The organism is Streptomyces sp. NPDC001858 (assembly GCF_053594615.1).
Map to the genome: position 1 here is coordinate 52,118 of NZ_JBSFEV010000021.1, position 17,281 is coordinate 69,398.

General features: G+C 69.6%; 16 protein-coding genes. 9 read left to right on the top strand and 7 right to left on the bottom strand.

Going from position 1 to position 17,281, the window contains the following annotated elements; translation table 11 throughout:
- Nucleotides 1-211 precede the first annotated feature (211 nt).
- Complete coding sequence (locus ACWCPF_RS26700) at nucleotides 212-1,018, top strand: carbon-nitrogen family hydrolase (protein WP_451047625.1); 807 nt, start codon at nucleotides 212-214, stop codon at nucleotides 1,016-1,018.
- 7 nt (nucleotides 1,019-1,025) lie between these two features.
- Here the strand turns inward: ACWCPF_RS26700 and ACWCPF_RS26705 are convergent, their stop codons facing one another.
- The gene (locus ACWCPF_RS26705) at nucleotides 1,026-1,520 is read right to left on the bottom strand and encodes an LURP-one-related/scramblase family protein (RefSeq protein ID WP_451047626.1); all 495 of its coding nucleotides are present in this window, start codon (nucleotides 1,518-1,520) and stop codon (nucleotides 1,026-1,028) included.
- Nucleotides 1,517-2,518 carry a helix-turn-helix domain-containing protein gene (locus tag ACWCPF_RS26710; protein WP_451047627.1) on the bottom strand — a complete coding sequence of 334 codons (1,002 nt, stop codon included), beginning with the start codon at nucleotides 2,516-2,518 and terminating at the stop codon, nucleotides 1,517-1,519. Before ACWCPF_RS26710 ends, ACWCPF_RS26705 begins: the two co-directional genes overlap by 4 nt.
- A gap of 52 nt (nucleotides 2,519-2,570) precedes the next feature.
- On the opposite strand from ACWCPF_RS26710, the gene ACWCPF_RS26715 reads away from it, so the two are divergent.
- Complete coding sequence (locus tag ACWCPF_RS26715; protein WP_451047628.1) at nucleotides 2,571-2,954, top strand: cupin domain-containing protein; 384 nt, start codon at nucleotides 2,571-2,573, stop codon at nucleotides 2,952-2,954.
- A 116-nt stretch (nucleotides 2,955-3,070) separates the two neighbouring features.
- Nucleotides 3,071-3,634 carry a hypothetical protein gene (locus tag ACWCPF_RS26720; RefSeq protein WP_451047629.1) on the top strand — a complete coding sequence of 188 codons (564 nt, stop codon included), beginning with the start codon at nucleotides 3,071-3,073 and terminating at the stop codon, nucleotides 3,632-3,634.
- A gap of 116 nt (nucleotides 3,635-3,750) precedes the next feature.
- Here ACWCPF_RS26720 and ACWCPF_RS26725 read toward each other — a convergent pair whose 3' ends face one another.
- The 3 genes from ACWCPF_RS26725 to ACWCPF_RS26735 all read right to left on the bottom strand — a co-directional run bounded on the left by ACWCPF_RS26725 (nucleotide 3,751) and on the right by ACWCPF_RS26735 (nucleotide 7,412).
- Nucleotides 3,751-3,999 (bottom strand): DUF6458 family protein, encoded by a 249-nt coding sequence (locus tag ACWCPF_RS26725; RefSeq protein WP_451047630.1) that lies wholly within the window; start codon nucleotides 3,997-3,999, stop codon nucleotides 3,751-3,753.
- Nucleotides 4,000-4,079: 80 nt separating this feature from the next.
- Nucleotides 4,080-5,378, bottom strand: a complete 1,299-nt coding sequence (locus ACWCPF_RS26730) for a M18 family aminopeptidase (protein ID WP_451047631.1) — start codon at nucleotides 5,376-5,378, stop codon at nucleotides 4,080-4,082.
- A 192-nt stretch (nucleotides 5,379-5,570) separates the two neighbouring features.
- Entirely contained in the window at nucleotides 5,571-7,412 is a 1,842-nt protein-coding gene (locus ACWCPF_RS26735; RefSeq protein WP_451047632.1) for an acyl-CoA dehydrogenase, read from the bottom strand.
- Between the two features lie 197 nt (nucleotides 7,413-7,609).
- Between ACWCPF_RS26735 and ACWCPF_RS26740 the strand changes: the two genes are divergently transcribed.
- Complete coding sequence (locus ACWCPF_RS26740; RefSeq protein ID WP_451047633.1) at nucleotides 7,610-8,095, top strand: SseB family protein; 486 nt, start codon at nucleotides 7,610-7,612, stop codon at nucleotides 8,093-8,095.
- A 159-nt stretch (nucleotides 8,096-8,254) separates the two neighbouring features.
- Complete coding sequence (locus ACWCPF_RS26745; RefSeq protein ID WP_451047634.1) at nucleotides 8,255-9,235, top strand: pirin family protein; 981 nt, start codon at nucleotides 8,255-8,257, stop codon at nucleotides 9,233-9,235.
- Between the two features lie 82 nt (nucleotides 9,236-9,317).
- Here ACWCPF_RS26745 and ACWCPF_RS26750 read toward each other — a convergent pair whose 3' ends face one another.
- Complete coding sequence (locus ACWCPF_RS26750; RefSeq protein WP_451047635.1) at nucleotides 9,318-10,292, bottom strand: BRO-N domain-containing protein; 975 nt, start codon at nucleotides 10,290-10,292, stop codon at nucleotides 9,318-9,320.
- Between the two features lie 66 nt (nucleotides 10,293-10,358).
- Nucleotides 10,359-12,506: a SpoIIE family protein phosphatase gene (locus tag ACWCPF_RS26755; RefSeq protein ID WP_451047636.1), complete on the bottom strand. Its 2,148-nt coding sequence runs from the start codon at nucleotides 12,504-12,506 to the stop codon at nucleotides 10,359-10,361.
- A 198-nt stretch (nucleotides 12,507-12,704) separates the two neighbouring features.
- Here ACWCPF_RS26755 and aspS point away from each other — a divergent pair, with 198 nt between their 5' ends.
- The 4 genes from aspS to ACWCPF_RS26775 all read left to right on the top strand — a co-directional run bounded on the left by aspS (nucleotide 12,705) and on the right by ACWCPF_RS26775 (nucleotide 17,271).
- Entirely contained in the window at nucleotides 12,705-14,468 is a 1,764-nt protein-coding gene (gene aspS, locus ACWCPF_RS26760) for an aspartate--tRNA ligase (RefSeq protein ID WP_451047637.1), read from the top strand.
- A gap of 123 nt (nucleotides 14,469-14,591) precedes the next feature.
- Entirely contained in the window at nucleotides 14,592-15,563 is a 972-nt protein-coding gene (locus ACWCPF_RS26765; protein WP_451047638.1) for an intradiol ring-cleavage dioxygenase, read from the top strand.
- A 180-nt stretch (nucleotides 15,564-15,743) separates the two neighbouring features.
- Nucleotides 15,744-16,133 carry a hypothetical protein gene (locus ACWCPF_RS26770; RefSeq protein ID WP_451047639.1) on the top strand — a complete coding sequence of 130 codons (390 nt, stop codon included), beginning with the start codon at nucleotides 15,744-15,746 and terminating at the stop codon, nucleotides 16,131-16,133.
- Nucleotides 16,134-16,236: 103 nt separating this feature from the next.
- A complete protein-coding gene (locus ACWCPF_RS26775; RefSeq protein WP_451047640.1) occupies nucleotides 16,237-17,271 on the top strand; it encodes an intradiol ring-cleavage dioxygenase in 1,035 nt (344 codons plus the stop codon).
- Nucleotides 17,272-17,281: the final 10 nt, after the last annotated feature.

The following is a 17,281-nucleotide window of genomic DNA, read 5'->3' on the forward strand; positions in this document are numbered from 1 at the left end:
TCGGTACTCGGGTGGGTTGTGGCGGCGTTGCCAGCGGGAGGTGGCTGCTCTCGGCGGTGAGGGCGGGGGAGGGTGGGGGAGGACGGGTGTGGGGGGATGTCGGCGGATGTTTTGAAACGCTAAGTTACGCTGCTGTGAGGCACCCCGGCAGTGCTTTCGTGTGACGATCGTAGGCCTGTGTGGACTACTCGAATGCCAGGACGGTGGTACTGTGCGCGCCTCTCTGATCCAGATCGCCGTAGAAGAGGGCGAATCGGTCGAATCGCGGCGGTCGAGGGTCGCCGCGTCGGTGCGAGAGCAGGCCGGCGCCGCCGACCTCGTGGTGCTGCCGGAACTGTGGACGACCGGCGCGTTCGCCTATGAGGAGTTCGGCAGCGAGGCCGAGCCCCTGGAGGGGCCGACGTACGAGGCGATGGCCAAGGCCGCGAGCGACGCGGGCGTGTGGCTGCACGCGGGCTCGATCCCGGAGCGGGACCCGGAGGGCCGTCTGTACAACACGTCTCTCGTCTTCTCCCCCTCCGGTGAGCGGGTCGCCGCCTATCGCAAGATCCACCGCTTCGGCTTCGACAAGGGCGAGGCCGTGCTGATGGGCGCGGGCGAGGAACTGGTGACGGTCCGCCTTCCCGAGACGACCGTCGGCCTCGCCACCTGTTACGACCTCCGTTTCCCCGAACTCTTCCGCGGTCTCGTGGACGCCGGCGCCGAGACCCTCGTGATCCCCGCGGGCTGGCCGGAGCGCCGCCGGGCGCACTGGACGCTGCTGGCCCAGGCGCGGGCGGTCGAGAACCAGGCGTTCGTGCTTGCGTGTGGAACGGCCGGCACGCACGCCGGAGTTCCGCAGGCGGGTCACTCGATCGTGGTCGATCCCTGGGGCGAGGTGCTGGCGCAGGCGGGACCGGGCGAGGAGGTCCTGAGGGTGGAGTTCGACCCGGCCAGGGTCGCCGCGACCCGCGAGCAGTTCCCGGCCCTCAAGGACCGGGTGCTCGGCCTGCGAACCCCCACACGTCAGGGCCTGTAAGGCCGCCCTACTCCCCCCGGTCCTTCTCCGCGAGGTGGATCACGCAGACCGCCACCGCGATGAGCAGTGCCGGATCCGCGTCCTCCCGGACGACGTCGACGCCGTACGTCTCGCGGACGTGCAGCCAGCGCCGGGAGACGACGGCCAGGAGGTCGCCGTCGTACTCGACCGCGAACTCGCGGTCGAGGATCTTGCCGCTGACGTCGAGTTCGGTGCGGCCGTCCGCCAGGGCGACCCGATAGTGGTTGCGCAGCAGCGACAGCCGCTTGCGCCGGATGGTGGCCAGCGGTGCGCCGTCCCGTTCGATCACCATGGTGTCCCGCAGGGCGAACATCTTCTGGCGGATGTCGATCAGAACCCGTCCCTGGGTGTCCTTCAGCTCGAAGGTGTCCCGCAGCCGCATCGCCTTGCCGTCGACCAGGTACACCCTGTCGCCTCGGTCGTCCTCGATCCAGTAGTCGTCACCGAGGCCGAGCAGCCGGTCGCGCACGAGGAATCTCATGTGACCAGGGGTTCCCCGGACGCCGGTCCGAAACGCCGTCGATAGGCCGATGGGCTGAGTCCCGTCTCGCGCCGCACGCGCGCGCGTAGGTTCGCGGCCGTCCCCAGCCCGCTCCTGGCCGCCACCACGTCCAGCCGCTCCTCGCCCCGCTCGATCAGCCGGCAGGCGAGCGCCACCCGTTCCCCCGTGAGCCAGGCCAGCGGTGTCGTGCCGAGCTGGGCGCGGAACCGTCGGTGCAGGGTGGCGGAGGAGACGGCCGCGCGAGCCGCCATCCCGGCCACCGTCAGCGGCTCCCCCAGCCGCGTCCGCGCCCACGCGAGCAGCGGCGCCAGCGATTCGTCGGGCACGTCCGGCAGCGGCCGTTCCACGAACTGCCGCTGCCCGCCGTCCCGGTGCGCGGCGAACACCAGCCGCCGGGACACGGCGTTCGCGATCTCGACGCCGTGGTCGCGCCGCACGACGTACAGCCCGAGATCGAGCGCGGCGGCGCTGCCGGCGGCGGTCAGGACGTCGCCCTCGTCGATGAAGAGGACGTCGGGTTCGAGCCGTACGCCCGGGTGCAGCGTGCGGAAGAGGTCGGCCCACATCCAGTGAGTCGTGGCCCGCCGCCCGTCGAGCAGCCCCGCCTCGGCCAGCGCGAAGCTGCCGGTGCACAGGCTCATCACGCGCGCCCCGCGCGCGTGGGTGCGGCGGATCGCGTCGAGGACGTCGTCCCCGCGCGGGACGACGTTGTCGGGACGGCCGGGCACGACGAGGGTGTCCGCGTCGTCCACGGCGTCCAGCCCCGGCACTCCCGTGACGGTGAAGAAGCCGTGGTTCATCCGCACGGCGGGGGTGGGCGCGCAGAGCGTCACCGTGTACAGCGGGCCGGACAGCCCCAGCTCGGGCCTCGGGAGCCCGAACAGTTCGGTCGCGACCCCGACCTCGAAGGGATTCGTCCCCTCGTCGACGATGACGGCCACCCTGTGCGGGGTGTGGTGCGAGGATCCTTGCGGCATATGCGATTCCTAGCACTCGCAGGGCTTCCTCGTCACGGCCGACGATGAGCGCATGGAACCCATGGAACCCATCGCGCTCTCCGCCGCCCTCGCGTCCTTCACCCAGCAGTGGAGCCCCCGCATCGTCACGACCGTCAACGACTACGACGTCCGCGTGGCCAAGGTCGAGGGCGAGCACCTCTGGCACGTCCACGACGACACGGACGAGTTCTTCCTGGTCCTGACGGGCGAGCTGCACATAGCGCTTCGCGAGCGGACGGTTGTTCTGCCGCAGGGCAGCGTCTTCACGGTCCCGCGCGGCACGGAGCACAAGCCGTACGCCCCGGTGCCGACGGAGATCCTCGTCCTCGAACCGTCCGGCACCTCAACGGTCGGCGACCGCCACGAGGCCGTCCCGGCACATGTGGACGCGACGACGGGCCACGCCCTGGCCTGACCCTTCACCGCCGTGAGCAGCGCGTTCAGGGCGGCGGGGTGGACGCGAGGGCGGCGGCCGGATTCCTGACGGACGTCCTCGTTCTCGCCGTGGGCCGGGACGCGTAGCCTGCCGGCATGACAGCGCAGGAACCCGACGAGGTGCTCTTCGGCGGAAGACGGTTCTGGGTGACCGCCGTCGACGGCGCAGGTCTGTTCGACCCCGCCGAGCACGGCCTTGAGCCGGGCCCCCTCCACACCGGTTGCTATCGCGGCCACATCTGCAAGTACGCCGTCGTCGACGGGCGCTTGGCGTTGCGGGGACTCCACCTCGGGTCGGAGGCCAAGCCGCCCCCGTTGGACGGTGTGCGCCCCCGGCGGCGGGACGGTGCGTGGCGCTACGAGGGGACGGACGTGCCGACGGCCTTCACAGGACGCCTGCTCATCGGCCGCGACAGCGCGGACGATCTCCCCTATCTGCATATGGGATTCGCGCCCGCGTGGACGTTCCGGGAGGTCCACGAACTCACCCTGCGGGCCGGGGCGCTGCTCGCCGCCGACGACTGCTCCTCGGAACTGGCCGCGGTGCGGGCGGACATCGCCGCCACGGCCGTCCGGCCGGCCCCCGGGGAGCCGATCCGGGACTGGGTCTCCCGGACCTTCTCCCTGGCCTACGACTACAGCTGGCCGGGGCGGTCCTGACGGGTTCTGAGCCCGGTCTCAAGGCCCCCAAGTCTTCACGATATTCACACAGGGCACGACGCACCCGGTGTCCTGGAATGCCCGGCGATGCCCGATCCGTTCCGCCTGTTGCGTCGTCAGACGCCGTACCCGTCGCTGTAGCCGTCCCGGCGGCGACGCGCGTCCTCGTCGATCACCGGTGCGGTGGGCGGCATGAGGACGCGCCGTCGCCGGGCGATGCTGCTGAACGTCGTCACGCCGATCAGGCCGACGATCATCAGGATGACGCCGACCAGGTCGAGGTTGACGCCTTGCATGTCCCAGTCGGTCGCGAACGTCAGGATGGCTCCCACGGCGATGAGGATGATGCACCCTCCGAGGCCCATGGCAGTCGCCTCTCTGTCGGTGAGCCGGACGTTCCGGCCACCGCCTCCGGGTACCCCGCCCTGCGCCGAGTACCCCTCAACTACCCCTCCAGGAAGGCCACCAGGGCGTTGGCCAGCAGATACGGGTCGGCGTCGCCGCACAACTCCCGCGCGCTGTGCATCGACAGGATGGCCACGCCGATGTCGACCGTGCGGATGCCGTGCCGGGCCGCGGTGATCGGGCCGATGGTCGTGCCGCAGGGCATGGAGTTGTTGGAGACGAAGGACTGGAACGGGACGTTCGCCTTCTCGCAGGCCGCCGCGAACAGCGCCCGCCCGGTGCCGTCCGTCGCGTACCGGTTGTTGACGTTGACCTTGAGGATCGGCCCGCCGTTGACCCGCGGGTGGTGCGTCGGGTCGTGCCGCTCCGCGTAGTTGGGGTGGACGGCGTGACCGGTGTCGGAGGACAGACAGACGGTGCCCGCGAACGCCCTCGCCCGGTCCTCGAACGAGCCTCCGCGCGCGAAGACCGAACGTTCCAGCACGTTGCCGAGCAGCGGTCCGTCCGCGCCCGTGTCCGACTGCGAGCCGTTCTCCTCGTGGTCGAAGGCGGCCAGCACCGGGATGTACGGCAGCTGCCGGCCGCCGGTCGCCACGGCCGTCAGCGCCGCGGTGCCGGCGTGCACGGACAGCAGGTTGTCCATGCGCGGGCCGGCCACCAGCTCCTGGTCGCGGCCCAGGTAGGCGGGCGGCTCCACGGAGTGCACCATCAGGTCCCAGCCGGTGACCTGGCCCGGGGCGAGCCCCGACTCCTGCTCCAGGAAGGCGATGAGGTCGCCGTCGCGTACGTCGTTGCCCAGGCCCCAGATGGGCTGGAGGTGGCGCTGCTTGTCGAGCTTGAGGCCGTCGTTGTTGACCGACCGGTCCAGGTGAATGGCCAGTTGGGGGACCCTCAGGAGCGGGCGGCCCACGTCGACGAGGCGGGTCGAGCCGTCCCGCAGGGTCAGCCGGCCGGCCAGCCCCAGGTCGCGGTCGAGCCAGGAGTTGAGCAACGGGCCGCCGTAGATCTCCACGGCCACCTGGCGCCAGCCCTGCGTGCCGGTGTCGGGCAGCGGCTTGACGCGCAGGTTCGGGGAGTCGGTGTGCGCGCCGATGATCCGGAACGGTGTGTGCGGCGTGGCGTCCTCGGGGACGTACCAGGCCACGATCGCGCCCCCGCGCAGTACATACCGGCCGCCCGACGTGCCGTCCCAGGCGTCCGTCTCCGAGACCTGTCGGAAACCGGCCTTCTCGAGGCGCTCGGCCGCGTTCGCCACGGCGTGGTACGGCGACGGGCTCGCCGTCAGGAACGTCATGAGATCGTCGGTGTGGCCGCGGTCGAAGCGGTGGGGTTCGCTCATGGTGTTCACCTTAACGACGTACGAGAGCCCGCTCCCGGCGATGGGAGCGGGCCCTCGTGAGGACGATGTGGAGTCCTGCCCGGTTGCCGCGCGCGTAACCCTGGAACGGGTCCGGGAGTAATTCCGGAACGGATCCGGGAGTGATCCCGGAACGGGTCCGGGTGGCGGGGCGGGGCGGGACCGGGGCGTGGGTCAGAAGGCCGTTTCGTCCAGCTCCATCAGGTCCAGTTCGACGTTCGCGGCGATCTTGCGGGCCAGCGTGACGCCCGGCAGGACGTTGGCCGCGAAGAACTTCGCCGCCGCGATCTTGCCGGTGTAGAACGCCGCATCCTTGGCGGACACGGGCTTCGTCGCGGCCGTCTCCAGCTTCTCGGCGGCGACCGCCGCGCCCTTGAGGAGCAGGTAGCCGACGATCACGTCACCGGAGGCGAGCAGCAGGCGGGTGGTGTTCAGGCCCACCTTGTAGATGTTCTTGACGTCCTGCTCGGTGGCGGCGAGGTCGGTGAGCATCAGGCCGACGATGCCCTCCAGCTCGACGGCCGCCTTCGCCAGGTGCTCGCGGGCCGCGGACAGCTCCTCGCCGCCCGTCCCGAGCGCCAGGAACTCCTTGATGTCCTCGGCGAGGGAGTTGAGCGCCGCGCCCTGGTTGCGGACGATCTTCCGGAAGAAGAAGTCCTGGCCCTGGATCGCGGTGGTGCCCTCGTACAGGGTGTCGATCTTGGCGTCGCGGATGTACTGCTCGATCGGGTACTCCTGGAGGAACCCGGAGCCGCCGAACGTCTGGAGCGACTGCGCGAGCTGCTCGTAGCCCTTCTCGGAGCCGTAGCCCTTGACGATCGGCAGGAGCAGGTCGTTGAGCGCGTGCTCGGTCTTCGCGTCCTCGCCGTTCGCCTCCTTGACGGCGATCGCGTCCTGGACGGAGGCCGTGTAGAGGACGAGGGCGCGCATGCCCTCCGCGTACGCCTTCTGCGTGATCAGCGAGCGGCGCACGTCGGGGTGGTGGGTGATGGTGACCTTCGGCGCGGCCTTGTCCATGAAGTTCGCCAGGTCGGGGCCCTGGACGCGCTCCTTGGCGTACTCCAGCGCGTTGAGGTAGCCGGTGGAGAGCGTGGAGATCGCCTTCGTGCCGACCATCATGCGGGCGAACTCGATGATGCGGAACATCTGGCGGATGCCGTCGTGCTTGTCGCCGATCAGCCAGCCCTTGGCGGGGTGCCGGTCGCCGAACGTCAGCTCGCAGGTGTTGGAGGCCTTCAGGCCCATCTTGTGCTCGACGTTCGTGGCGTAGACGCCGTTGCGCTCGCCCAGCTCGCCGGTCTCGACGTCGAAGAGCGTCTTGGGGACCATGAAGAGGGACAGGCCCTTGGTGCCGGGTCCGGCGCCCTCGGGGCGGGCGAGGACGTAGTGGATGATGTTCTCCGACATGTCGTGCTCGCCGGACGTGATGAAGCGCTTGACGCCCTCGATGTGCCAGGAGCCGTCCTCCTGCTGGACCGCCTTCGTGCGGCCGGCGCCGACGTCCGAGCCGGCGTCCGGCTCGGTGAGGACCATCGTGGAGCCCCACTGCCGGTCGACGGCGAGCTGCGCGATCTTCTTCTGGACGTCGTTGCCCTCGTCGAAGAGGATGCCGGCGAACGCCGGGCCGGAGGAGTACATCCAGACGGCCGGGTTCGCGCCGAGGATCAGTTCCGCGTACGCCCAGATCAGCGACGGCGGGGCGGTGGTGCCGCCGATCTCCTCGGGCAGGCCGAGCCGCCAGTACTCGGAGTCCATGAACGCCTGGTAGCTCTTCTTGAAGGACGCGGGGACCGGCGCGGTGTTGGTCTCCGGGTCGAAGACCGGCGGGTTGCGGTCGGCGTCGGCGAAGGACTCGGCCAGCTCGTTCTCCGAGAGGCGGGTCAGCTCGTCGAGGATGCTTTTCGCGGTCTCGGTGTCCATCTCCTCGAACGGGCCGGTGCCGTACAGCTTGTCGCGCCCCAGTACTTCGAAGAGGTTGAACTCGATGTCGCGGAGATTCGACTTGTAGTGCCCCATGGCGACGGCTCCATGATCCGTAGAGAGGGATGGGCGAGGCACTCGTGGATCCTCGCGCTGTTTCGTTCACGTACCGACAAGTAGCAAGTGGCTACGATGATGCTACCCGTCGGTAATAAGTCGCAACCCCTACTCGGCCAAGTGTGAGAAGGGTCTACCTCGCCCGGGGTCGGACCCGCCTCGGTACGCTTGTGCTCATGTACGGATACGGCCAGCCCATGGACGGGGGCGGCGCGCAGCAGCAGTACGCCCCGCCGCCGCAGCAGGGAATGCCCGGCGCTCATGGCGGGTACGGCCAGCAGCCGCCGCTCTACCCGGAGCCCTCGCCGCCGTCCCTCGCGGACGCGGTACGGGCCTTCACCACCGGGCAGTTGGCCGCGGAGGACTTCCAGCAGGTCTTCGCGACGTCCAAGGTCTACTGCCCGCGCGGCGACAACCCCGGTTTCCTCGCCCTGCACAACACCCAGCAGCCGGTGATCCCGATGTTCACCAGCCTCAAGGAACTGCGCCGGTACGCGGGCAAGGAGTCCAAGTACTTCGTGATCACGGGTGCGGAGGTCATCGACCTCCTGCCCACCGGCTACGGCTTCGTCCTCGACATGGAGGGCGAGCATCGGATGGTGTTCGATGCCAAGGCTGTCGAACAAATGGTCGAATTCGCCATGCGGCGGATGTACGGCTGAGGGTGCGACCGGGGATCGTCCCGGGGCTCACCGCCCAGAACTCGTCAAGATCGATCGTGTGGCCCGGGGGAATGTCCTCCGGGCTTCCGTCGTTACGGGTGGCAGAAAGTTCAACACTCAACTAAAGTGGGACGCACGCCGCCCAAGGAGGTACGGACAATGCCTGCAGTGACCGTCGAGAACCCGTTGACCCTGCCGCGCGTCACCGCTTCGGCGGACGCCGTGGCACGGCCTGTGCTCGCCGTGACGACCGCTCCCAGCGGTTTCGAGGGCGAGGGCTTCCCGGTACGCCGTGCGTTCGCCGGCATCAACTACCGCCACCTCGACCCGTTCATCATGATGGACCAGATGGGCGAGGTGGAGTACGCGCCGGGCGAGCCCAAGGGCACGCCCTGGCACCCGCACCGCGGCTTCGAGACCGTCACCTACATCATCGACGGCATCTTCGACCACCAGGACAGCCAGGGCGGCGGCGGCACCATCACCAACGGCGACACCCAGTGGATGACGGCCGGCTCGGGCCTGCTGCACATCGAGGCGCCGCCGGAGTCGCTGGTCATGTCCGGCGGTCTCTTCCACGGGCTCCAGCTGTGGGTGAACCTGCCGGCCAAGGACAAGATGATGGCCCCGCGGTACCAGGACATCCGGGGCGGCCATGTCCAGCTCCTCACCACCCCGGACGGCGGCGCGCTCCTGCGCGTCATCGCCGGCGAGCTGGACGGCCACGCCGGGCCCGGCGTCACCCACACCCCGATCACCATGGTCCACGCGACGCTCGCGCCGGGCGCGGAGCTCACCCTTCCGTGGCGCGAGGACTTCAACGGTCTCGCGTATGTGCTGGCGGGCAAGGGCTCCGTCGGTGCGGACCGGCGTCCGATCCACCTGGGGCAGACGGCGGTCTTCGGCGCGGGCTCCTCGCTGACGGTCCGTGCGGACGAGCGACAGGACTCCCACACGCCGGACCTGGAGGTCGTCCTCCTCGGCGGACAGCCCATCCGTGAGCCGATGGCCCACTACGGCCCGTTCGTCATGAACACCAAGGACGAGCTGCAGCAGGCGTTCGAGGACTTCCAGAAGGGCCGCCTCGGAACGATCCCGGCGGTCCACGGAATGGGCGAGGGCGGCCCGCAGGGCGCGTAAGTTCCGGTACGTTACGACAGGGCCCGAAGCCGCAACTTTGTCTTGCGACTTCGGGCCCTGTCATGTGTCCGGTCCTACCGGGTTACGGCAGCACGTAGACGGGCGCTCCGTCAGGAGAGCATCCGGTCTGCCGCATACAGCCGCGCTTGAGCAGGGTGCGCAGGCAGTCGTGGACGCGAGCTTCGGAGAGCCCTGTGCGGGTGGCGATCACCTCGATGCGGTAGCAGGCCTCACCGAGAACGAGCGCGGGTGCCAGATAGGCCGCGACCGCGTGGATGTCCTCGGTGAAGACGAGCTTCTTCGCCTGCCAGTCGGCCAGGAGCTGCTGGGACGTCAACTTCTGTCCCGGCTGCCGGCTCCTGGGTGTCTTCTTCGGTTCCGGCTGGTGGCTCTTGAGCGTCTGGGCGATCTCCACAAGCGCCTTGGCGATCGTGTTCTGGCTGCGGGCGATCACGTCCTGGCTGGCGCTGATCTGGCGCAGGAGAAAGGTCTGCTCCTTCTGGGAGGCGGCCAGCAGCTCGTCGGCCTGGATGTTCCTCACTTCGAGGCGCACGATGGCGTCGGCGACCTGATGGGGCATGAGGTAGGCGGTACTGCCGGTGGGGGTGGGCTGTACGGCGGCCGGTTCCAGAGCGTAGGAACCGTCGCGCTGGATGGTGGCGATGACTCCGGCGACCCAGGTCTTGAAGGGCTGCGACTCCGGCTTCATGCAGCTGTTCACGAGCTCGATGAGACCCTGTAGGTTCACCAACCTCATCGTTGTGCGGAAGCCGTGACCTGCGATATTGCGCCTTGCGTCGCTCACACCGACGCAGCGTGCAATATCGCCGAACGTTGTTGTGTGCTGTTGTGAGACCGCGCTCTGCACGGCATCTCGCGTGTTTGCGTAGCCGAGATGCTTAGCCACGTCCATCGCCGGGAACCAGTGTTCCCCGTCCGGTGTGGTCAGCCTTCGTACCCGCGCCCCCGTCGCCGCGAAGACGAAGTCGCTGATGTCGATCGCGTCCTGCTGCGCCGCCGACTTGTTCGGCGGCAGTGTGTCGTTCTGCTCGTACATCGAGCATCACCTCCGCCTCGAAAGGTAGGCATATGCAGAGGTAACGCACGTGTGTGGCAAGGATGTTCATCCGAAAGGATTGGTGGAGGGCTGCTCAGGCTCGTCGGGTTCGTGGAGTTCGAACCAGATGCTTTTGCCTTCGCCTCTTGGGGCCACTCCCCAGGTGTCCGCGAGGAGTTCGATGAGGACCAGGCCTCGGCCCGAGGAGGCCAGTTCGCCGGGGCGGCGCTTGTGGGGGAGGTCGTCGCTGGTGTCGGTGACCTCGACGCGCAGCCGGCGTTCGCCGGGCGGGCCGATGACCTCGGCGACGAGCAGGGCGTCGGCGTCGGTGTGGACGAGGACGTTCGTCAGGGTCTCGGAGACCAGCAGGACCGCCGAGTCGAGCTGGTCCTCGCAGGTCCAGTCGTGCAGCAGCTCGCGCAGCTGCTGCCGGGCCACCGCGATCCGCTCGGGCTCGGCCTGCGCGACCGTGAGCATCGAGCGGCGCACCGGCGGCGCGACCGGCGGGGCCGCGCCCGGACCGCAGCCGCCCACGCCCTGGCGGCAGAGCAGCAGGACGGCGATGTCGTCCTCGCGGCGGTCGGCCAGCGGGCCGGTGGTGTGGTGCGAGGAGGGGCCGTGCACCGCCTGGACCAGGGCGTCCGCCAGTTCCTCCAGGTCGCCCTCGTGCGTCTCCAGGGTCTTGCGGATGCGCTGCCAGCCGGTGTCCAGATCGTGGCCGCCGGTCTCCAGCAGGCCGTCGGTGCACATCATCAGCGCCTCGCCGGGTTCCAGGACGAGCCGGGTGGTGGGGTAGTCGGCGTCCGGATCGATGCCCAGCGGCAGGCCGCCGGCGGTGGCCCGGACCAGTACGGTCCCGTCGGCCAGCCGGACCGCCGGGTCGAGATGGCCGGCCCTGGCGGTCTCCAGGACTCCGCTCACCGGGTCGACCTCGACGTACAGACAGGTCGCGAAGCGCAGGTCGGCGGCGCTCCCCTCCTTGTCGGTGAGGCCGTGCAGGAAGGCGGAGGAGCGGGAGAGGACGGCGTCGGGGCGGTGGCCCTCGGAGGCGTAGGCGCGCAGGGCGATGCGCAGCTGCCCCATGAGGCCCGCCGCGCGGACGTCGTGGCCCTGGACATCGCCGATGACCAGGGCGAACCTGCTGTTGGGCAGCGGGATCATGTCGTACCAGTCGCCGCCGACCTGGAGGCCGCCGCCGGTCGGTATATAGCGGGCGGCGAGCGTCATGCCCGGTATCTCGGGGCCGAGGCTCGGGAGCATGGAGCGCTGCAGGCCGTCGGTCAGCTCGCGCTGGGTCTCCGCCGCGCTCGCGCGGGTGAGGGCCTGGGCGAGCATCCGCGCGACCGTCGTCAGCACGGACCGCTCGTCCGGGGTGAACGCGACCGGGTAGGCGAAACCGGCCATCCAGGCGCCCATCGTGCGACCGGCCACGGTCAGCGGCAGAAACGCCCACGAGCGGCGGCCGAAGTGCTCGGCCAGCGGCCAGGTGAGCGGATAGCGCTCCTTGTACTGCTCGGGGGAGGACAGATACACGGCCTGGCCGCTGCGCACGACTTCGGCGGCCGGATAGTCCGTATGGATGGACATCTGGCTGAAGGGGCCCTCGTCGCCGGGCTCCTGCCCGTGGTGGCCGATGATCGTCAGCCGCTCGCCCTCCACGCCGAAGACGGCGAGTCCGTCCGGTGAGAAGCCCGGCATCGACAGGGCCGCCGCGACCCGCAGCACCTCCTCCGTGGACCGCGCCTCCGCCAGCGCACGGCCCGCGTCCAGCAGGAACGCCTCCCGGGAGCGCCGCCAGTCGCCGGTGACGGCCGTCCGTCCGGCGGCGGTGCCCGGGGTCGGCTCGGTGACCTCCTGGAGGGTGCCGATCAGCTCGTAGACCTTCTTCGCCGGGTCGAAGGACGGCTTGGAGCGGCTGCGGACGACCCGGACGACCTGCCCCTGGTCGTCCATGATCCGGATCCGCACCTCGGCGAGGGTGCCCTCGGCGACGGCGAGCTGGACCACTCCGGTGATCTCGTTCCAGTCGACCGGGTGCAGCCGGGCCCGGGTCTGGGCCTCCGTGAGGACCGCCTGCTTCGCGGGCAGCCCGAGCAGCCGGGCTGCCTCGGCGTCGACCGTGACCAGCCCGGTGGCGGTGTCCCAGTGCCAGAGACCGGTCGCGAGGGAGGCGAGGACCTCCCCCACGGCGGGCAGCGGCTCACCAGTGCGCATTGCCCCACTTTAGGAAGATGGGAACGAAGAGTGCCACTGATCGCCGGGCCGGTATGGGGGAGGGTCGATCAGTGGCTGCCCGGTACGCTGGGGGTTGTTTCACGTGAAACAGGGCCGACGGCGGCCCCCCGCCCACCCCACGTTTCACGTAAAACGCCCCGCACATGCCCCCGATCCGCGAAGACTGGATGAACGACGATGCATCGGTACAGGTCCCACACCTGCGGCGAGCTCCGCGCCTCTGACGTCGGCACCGACGTCCGGCTGAGCGGCTGGCTGCACAATCGGCGCGACCTGGGCGGCATCCTCTTCATCGATCTGCGCGACCACTACGGCATCACGCAGCTCGTCGCCCGTCCGGGCACACCCGCGTACGAGGCTCTCGACAAGCTGACCAAGGAGTCGACGGTCCGCGTCGACGGCAAGGTCGTCTCCCGTGGAACCGAGAACGTGAACGCGGAGCTGGCGACCGGCGAGATCGAGGTGGAGGTCGGCGAGGTCGAGCTGCTCGGCGCGGCCGCCCCGCTGCCCTTCACGATCAACGCCGAGGACGGGGTCAACGAGGAGCGGCGTCTGGAGTACCGCTTCCTGGACCTGCGCCGCGAGCGCATGCACAAGAACATCCTGCTGCGTACGTCCGTGATCTCCGCGATTCGTCACAAGATGACGGCTCTCGGCTTCAACGAGATGGCCACGCCGATCCTGTCGGCCACGTCCCCCGAGGGCGCGCGGGACTTCGTCGTGCCGTCCCGGCTGAACCCGGGCCGGTTCTACGCCCTCCCCCAGGCTCCGCAGCAGTTCAAGCAGCTGCTGATGATCTCGGGCTTCGACCGCTACTTCCAGATCGCGCCCTGCTTCCGTGACGAGGACGCGCGTGCGGACCGTTCGCCGGGCGAGTTCTACCAGCTCGACGTCGAGATGAGCTTCGTCGAGCAGGAGGACGTCTTCCAGCCGATCGAGAAGCTCATGACCGAGCTGTTCGAGGAGTTCGGCGGCGGACGCCATGTCACCTCCCCGTTCCCGCGGATCCCGTTCCGCGAGTCGATGCTGAAGTACGGCTCCGACAAGCCGGATCTGCGAGCCCAGCTGGAGCTCGTCGACATCACCGACGTCTTCGAGGGCTCGGAGTTCAAGGCCTTCGCCGGCAAGCATGTGCGGGCCCTGCCGGTGCCGGACGTCTCCGCGCAGCCGCGGAAGTTCTTCGACCAGCTCGGTGACTTCGCGGTCTCGCAGGGCGCGAAGGGTCTGGCCTGGGTCCGGGTCGCCGAGGACGGCTCCCTGACCGGCCCGATCGCGAAGTTCCTCACCGAGGAGAACGTCGCCGAGCTGACCAAGCGGCTGTCGCTGGCCGCCGGTCACGCGGTGTTCTTCGGCGCGGGCGAGTTCGACGAGGTCTCGAAGATCATGGGCGCGGTGCGGGTCGAGGCCGCCAAGCGCGCCGGGCACTTCGAGGAGGGCGTTTTCCGCTTCTGCTGGATCGTCGACTTCCCGATGTACGAGAAGGACGAGGACACCGGGAGCATCGACTTCTCGCACAACCCGTTCTCGATGCCGCAGGGCGGTCTGGAGGCCCTGGAGACCCAGGACCCGCTGGACATCCTCGGCTGGCAGTACGACATCGTCTGCAACGGAGTCGAGCTGTCCTCCGGCGCGATCCGCAACCACGAGCCCGAGATCATGCTCAAGGCGTTCGAGATCGCTGGCTACGACCGCGACACCGTCGAGGACAAGTTCGCCGGCATGCTGCGCGCCTTCCGCTTCGGCGCCCCGCCGCACGGCGGCATCGCCCCCGGCGTCGACCGCATCGTGATGCTCCTCGCCGACGAGCCGAACATCCGCGAGACCATCGCCTTCCCGCTCAACGGCAACGCCCAGGACCTGATGATGGGCGCGCCGACGGAGCTGGAGGAGGCCCGGCTGAGGGAGCTGCACCTCTCGGTGCGCAAGCCGCAGCCGAAGTAGTACCCGCAGGAAAACGAATGTGGCCCGGAACCGACGTCGGTTCCGGGCCACATTCGTTTTCCACGGGAAATGACAGCTCTTCCTTATGCTCCTGACAGGTTCCGTCCCTAACGTCCGGGCCTCATGACGGGAACTCAGAAACCACACAGTGAACAGGACTTAACGCGTCGCAAGGTCGTCGCCGTGGGCGCGGGCGGGATCGCCGTGGCGGGTCTCGGCGGCACCGCGTTCGCGGCCGACGCGCTCGGCAAGGACGGCGGCCGGGGCGGCAGAGGCGGCGGGGGCACGCCGCCGGCCGAGGACGGCGTCTGCTACCGGCTCACCACCGAGACCACCGAGGGCCCCTACTACATCGACGCCGACAAGCTCCGGCGCGATGTCACGGAGGACCGCGAGGGCATTCCGCTCGCCCTGGCCGTGAAGGTGATCGACTCCGAGAGCTGCAAGCCGGTCCGGAACGCGGCCGTCGACATCTGGCACTGCGACGCGGCGGGCGTGTACTCGGGCTACGAGGACATGGGCAACGGCGGCGGAGGCGGCGGCCCCGCGCCGACCGGTGAGCCCCCGACCGGCGAGCCGCCGACCGGGGCGCCCACGGGCGGCCCGCCTCCCGGCGGCGGCCATGCGGAGCCCACGGACGACACCCGCTATCTGCGGGGCACCTGGCGCACCGACCGGCACGGCCAGGTCACCTTCAAGACGGTGTTCCCCGGCTGGTACCGCGGCCGTACCGTGCACATCCACGTCAAGGTGCACGTCAACGGCGAGTGGACCGACGCCGGTTACGAGGGCGGGAACACCTGCCACACCGGTCAGTTCTTCTTCGACGAGGAGTCGGTGCTGGCCTCCGCGGTGGTGGAGCCGTACGTGAGCAACACCGCCGAGCGCACGACCCTCACCGAGGACACGATCTACGACCAGAGCGGCGTCCAGGGCGGTCTGCTGAAGCTGCGTTACGACAAGCGGGACATCGCCAGGGGCGTCCGCGGGTCGATCACGGTCGGCGTGGACCCGGACGCGACGGAGGACGGCCAGGACACCCCACCGGCGCCCAGCGCATCGGCGTCGGCATCTCCTTCGGCCTCGGCCTCGTAGCTCAGCCGGGGGCTCCGCGCCCGCGCGGAGCCCTCACCGGAAGCGCACAGGAATCCCGGGGTACGCCCACAGCGGTCCGTCGTCTCATAGGGGAAGAGGGCAGGCAGAGGCGAGAGGAAGCCGGCGATGGGGTCTATGGGATCCATGGGATCTATCGGGTCGATGGGATCGACGGGGTTCATGATCATGCTTTCGGTGCTGCTGATCGTCGGGGCGGTGGTGGGGGTGGTGGCTCAGCGGCGTGCTCAGCGCGGCCGGCGTCCGTCCGAGCTGGACGCGGAGGCGGAGGCGAACCACTGGCTCGTCCGGCTGGGCGGCGGCCTGGTGCCCCCGGACGTACGGGCCTGGGCGCGGGCGGACGCGACGGCGGGCCAGGCGCTGACCAGTGCGGCGGAGTGCCATCGCACGGCGCGAGCCCGGTTGGCGCAGGCCCGCACGGCGGCGGAGTACGAGGAGGTGACCCGGGTGGCGAAGGAGGGCCTGGACCATTTGCGGACGGCGCGGGCGGCATGGGAACCCGACCCGGAATTCAGTAAGGTAAGGCTGGCCTTGGCGAATTCAATATCATGAGTCGGTCGAAAACGGGCCGCCGTCCGACGCCTTTCTGCCCGCCCATGGAATTCCACAGGCCTTTCCCACGGCTTTGACAGGGCCGCCTCCTAGTTTCGCGCTCATGACGGGAAACATCGAGAACAACGACAACGAGCAGAGCGTCGCGGACGACCGGCAAGGTCCCAAGCACAAGCGTGATCTGACCCGCCGTAAGGTCGTCGTCGCCGGTGCGGGCGCGGCGGTCGCCGTCGGTGCGGGCGGCGCCCTCGCCGCCGGCGCCTTCGCCGGGGAGAAGAAGGCGGCGGGCAAGCCCGCCAAGGCCTCGGCGAGCGCCGGTGAGTGCTACAAGCTCACCTCCGAGACCACCGAGGGCCCGTACTACATCGACGCGGACAAGATCCGCCGGGACATCACCGAGGACAAGGAGGGCATCCCGCTCACCCTCGCCCTCAAGGTGATCGACTCCGAGACCTGCAAGCCCATCGCGAACGCCGCCGTCGACGTCTGGCACTGCGACGCGCTCGGCATCTACTCCGGCTACGAGAGCCTCTCCACCGGCGGCGGGGGCGGCACCCCGCCGACCGACGCGCCCTCCGGCACTCCGACCGGCACTCCGACCGACGTCCCCACCGGCGCCCCCACCGGTGAGCCGCCGGCCGGCGGCGGTGGCGGCGGGCACGAGGAGCCCACCGACGACGAGCGTTACCTGCGCGGCACCTGGAAGACCGACAAGCACGGCCAGGTCACCTTCAAGACGATCTTCCCGGGCTGGTACCGCGGCCGCACCGTGCACATCCACACCAAGGTGCACGTCAACGGCGAGTGGACCGACGCCGGTTACGAGGGCGGGAACACCTGCCACACCGGTCAGTTCTTCTTCGACGAGGAGTCCGTGCTCCTCTCGGCCGCGGTGGAGCCGTACTCCACCAGCACCACCGAGCGCACGACCCTCACCGAGGACACGATCTACGACCAGAGCGGCGTCCAGGGCGGTCTGCTCAAGCTGAAGTACGACAAGAAGAACATCGCCAAGGGCGTCATCGGGTCGATCACCATGGGCGTCGAGCCCGACGCGACCCACACCGGCACCGACGACGCCGCCCAGCCGAGCGCGTCCAGCACGGAGTCCGCGACCGCTTCTGCCTCGGCAAGCTGAATCGGCCGGT

Bases quoted from the DNA above. Each gene is read 5' to 3' on its own strand.
- ACWCPF_RS26775 (WP_451047640.1), top strand. From the start codon at position 16,237: ATGACGGGAAACATCGAGAACAACGACAACGAGCAGAGCGTCGCGGAC.
- ACWCPF_RS26730 (WP_451047631.1), bottom strand. From the start codon at position 5,378: ATGAGCGAACCCCACCGCTTCGACCGCGGCCACACCGACGATCTCATG.
- ACWCPF_RS26745 (WP_451047634.1), top strand. From the start codon at position 8,255: ATGCCTGCAGTGACCGTCGAGAACCCGTTGACCCTGCCGCGCGTCACC.
- ACWCPF_RS26750 (WP_451047635.1), bottom strand. From the start codon at position 10,292: ATGTACGAGCAGAACGACACACTGCCGCCGAACAAGTCGGCGGCGCAG.
- ACWCPF_RS26705 (WP_451047626.1), bottom strand. From the start codon at position 1,520: ATGAGATTCCTCGTGCGCGACCGGCTGCTCGGCCTCGGTGACGACTAC.
- ACWCPF_RS26725 (WP_451047630.1), bottom strand. From the start codon at position 3,999: ATGGGCCTCGGAGGGTGCATCATCCTCATCGCCGTGGGAGCCATCCTG.
- ACWCPF_RS26720 (WP_451047629.1), top strand. From the start codon at position 3,071: ATGACAGCGCAGGAACCCGACGAGGTGCTCTTCGGCGGAAGACGGTTC.
- ACWCPF_RS26770 (WP_451047639.1), top strand. From the start codon at position 15,744: ATGATCATGCTTTCGGTGCTGCTGATCGTCGGGGCGGTGGTGGGGGTG.
- ACWCPF_RS26715 (WP_451047628.1), top strand. From the start codon at position 2,571: ATGGAACCCATGGAACCCATCGCGCTCTCCGCCGCCCTCGCGTCCTTC.
- ACWCPF_RS26755 (WP_451047636.1), bottom strand. From the start codon at position 12,506: ATGCGCACTGGTGAGCCGCTGCCCGCCGTGGGGGAGGTCCTCGCCTCC.
- ACWCPF_RS26740 (WP_451047633.1), top strand. From the start codon at position 7,610: ATGTACGGATACGGCCAGCCCATGGACGGGGGCGGCGCGCAGCAGCAG.
- ACWCPF_RS26735 (WP_451047632.1), bottom strand. From the start codon at position 7,412: ATGGGGCACTACAAGTCGAATCTCCGCGACATCGAGTTCAACCTCTTC.
- ACWCPF_RS26710 (WP_451047627.1), bottom strand. From the start codon at position 2,518: ATGCCGCAAGGATCCTCGCACCACACCCCGCACAGGGTGGCCGTCATC.
- ACWCPF_RS26765 (WP_451047638.1), top strand. From the start codon at position 14,592: ATGACGGGAACTCAGAAACCACACAGTGAACAGGACTTAACGCGTCGC.
- aspS (WP_451047637.1), top strand. From the start codon at position 12,705: ATGCATCGGTACAGGTCCCACACCTGCGGCGAGCTCCGCGCCTCTGAC.